The organism is Bacillus sp. P4_D3, from assembly GCF_056401855.1.
Window position 1 is genome coordinate 1 of record NZ_JBFUIN010000489.1, and the last position, 2,396, is coordinate 2,396.

At 35.0% G+C, this 2,396-nt stretch carries 2 protein-coding genes; both read left to right on the top strand.

Going from position 1 to position 2,396, the window contains the following annotated elements:
- Positions 1–204: 204 nt before the first annotated feature.
- Positions 205–1,671 carry a protein adenylyltransferase SelO gene (locus tag AC1DTM_RS23140; protein ID WP_088099403.1) on the top strand — a complete coding sequence of 489 codons (1,467 nt, stop codon included), beginning with the start codon at positions 205–207 and terminating at the stop codon, positions 1,669–1,671.
- A 276-nt stretch (positions 1,672–1,947) separates the two neighbouring features.
- On the top strand, positions 1,948–2,396 hold a 449-nt coding region (locus tag AC1DTM_RS23145), incomplete at its 3' end, for a response regulator aspartate phosphatase (RefSeq protein WP_477000982.1).

Genomic DNA, 2,396 nt, shown 5'->3' on the forward strand with positions numbered 1-2,396 from the left:
ATATAACGAAGGCTCTTTTTGTTTTTATGACAGTTAAATGGACACAATGTAATGAAGTCCTTACAATAGATTTCAAGGGGATCATTTACAATAAACGTATAATATTTTTAATTAACCTCACACAGAATACATATAAGTACAAGAAAATAATTAAAAACCAATTACAATTCAAATTTCAAAAACACACAAAAAGGAGGAGATACGATGACTAATAAAAACGAAACTGGTTGGAATTTAGAGAGTAGTTATACTGACCTGCCCAAATCATTTTTCACCGAAATCCCCCCAACTCCTGTACGCTCACCGGAGTTAATTAAACTAAATAATTCTTTAGCAATATCTCTTGGCTTTAATCCTGAGGAACTAAAAAAGGACGCTGAAATTGCCATTTTAGCTGGTAATACTATTCCAAAAGGAGCTCATCCACTTGCTCAGGCATATGCTGGGCACCAATTTGGTCATTTCAACATGTTAGGAGATGGTCGTGCCCTTTTGATTGGAGAACAAATTACTCCTTCAGGCGAACGCTTTGATATTCAATTGAAAGGTTCTGGCCCTACTCCATATTCACGCCGCGGTGATGGCCGTGCTGCACTCGGTCCTATGCTACGCGAGTATATTATTAGCGAAGCAATGTACGCACTTGATATTCCAACTACTCGCAGTTTAGCAGTAGTCTCAACTGGCGAACCAATCTATCGCGAAACAAAGCTACCTGGAGCTATTTTAACAAGGATTGCAAGTAGTCATATACGTGTTGGAACATTCCAATACGCGGCAGCTCGCGGCTCAATCGAGGATCTCCAAGCGTTAGCTGATTATACGATAAAAAGACATTATCCAGAAATTGAATCTACTGAAAATCCATACGTTTCATTACTACAAGAAGTTATTAAGAGACAAGCAAGCCTTATCGCAAAATGGCAACTCGTTGGCTTCATTCACGGCGTAATGAACACTGACAATATAACGATTAGCGGTGAAACGATTGATTACGGTCCGTGTGCCTTTATGGATAGTTATAACCAAGGAACAGTATTTAGCTCTATTGACACCCAAGGTCGTTATGCATATGGAAATCAACCATATATGGCTGCATGGGACCTTGCACGATTAGCTGAATCTTTAATGCCAATTCTACACGAAGATGAAGAAGCAGCGCTAAAGATTGCACAAGATGAAATTTCGAAGTTTAGCGTGCAGTACGAAAACAATTGGTTCCTCGGAATGAAGAAGAAATTAGGACTATTTAGCAATGAAGAGCAAGATCAATCACTTATTGAGAAACTTTTAAAAGCAATGGAAAAATATAAAGCAGATTATACAAATACATTCCGTGCATTAACTGACACTACATTAGAAAATGCACCTTTATTTGAAAGTCCCGAATTTAAAGAATGGTACGAGCTATGGCAATCTCGGTTAGAAAGACAAAAAGAATCGAAAGATGATGCATACAAATTAATGAAAAATAACAACCCAGTAATCATCCCTCGAAACCACCGAGTAGAAGAAGCACTTGAAGCAGCGGTTAAAAATGGAAACTATAGCGTGATGGAGAAACTTCTTCAAGCTTTAGCAAATCCTTATGAATATTCTCAAGAACAAGCGGATTACTGCACGCCTCCAGCGCCGACTAATCGCCCTTATCGTACTTTTTGTGGGACGTGATTGTTTAATATGTAAAAAGGTGTGTTCATACAAATTGTGTGAACACACCTTTTTTATACACTTCCCTTTTAAAAAGACAGACTGAAGCATCTTATAGTTATCCTTACTATATTCCACACTCCCCTCCCTTAAACTAAAGAACAAAACTAACTTTATTCCAATTTGTTTAATAATAAATCCACTAAACAAATATTGAGAAATATAAAACCCCATTTCTAAATATTATTATTTTTGATAATATGTTTTATAAGAATATTCAAAAAGTGAGGGGATTTTATGAACGTTCAACTACAAGGTAATGAACAAGTTACAAAACTATTTAATGATTGGTATTTAGCTATATTACAACATCAAACTGTCCATGCAACAAAACTAAAAAAAGAGATTGAGGATAGAATATCTGGTTCAGAAGAAGATACAAACCTGCAATTATATTATTCACTTTTTAACTTTAGATATACTGTTTTAATAGATGGTTTAAATATCAATAAAGATGCTTTTAATAAAATTGATTCTTTCCCAATACCAGAAAATAATTTTCTTTCCTATTATTATAATTTCTTCAAAGCTATTCATAACACGATTATTGCAGACTATAATGAAGCTAAAAAACACTTTGAGCAAGCTGAAAAACTTATAAAATATGTACCTGAAGAATTAGAGCTTGCTGAGTTTAATTATCGCATCTCTTCTTTTTATTACCAAATATACAAACCACTTACAGC

Excerpts from the sequence above, each read along its gene's own strand:
- AC1DTM_RS23140 (WP_088099403.1), top strand. The coding sequence starts at position 205 with ATGACTAATAAAAACGAAACTGGTTGGAATTTAGAGAGTAGTTATACT.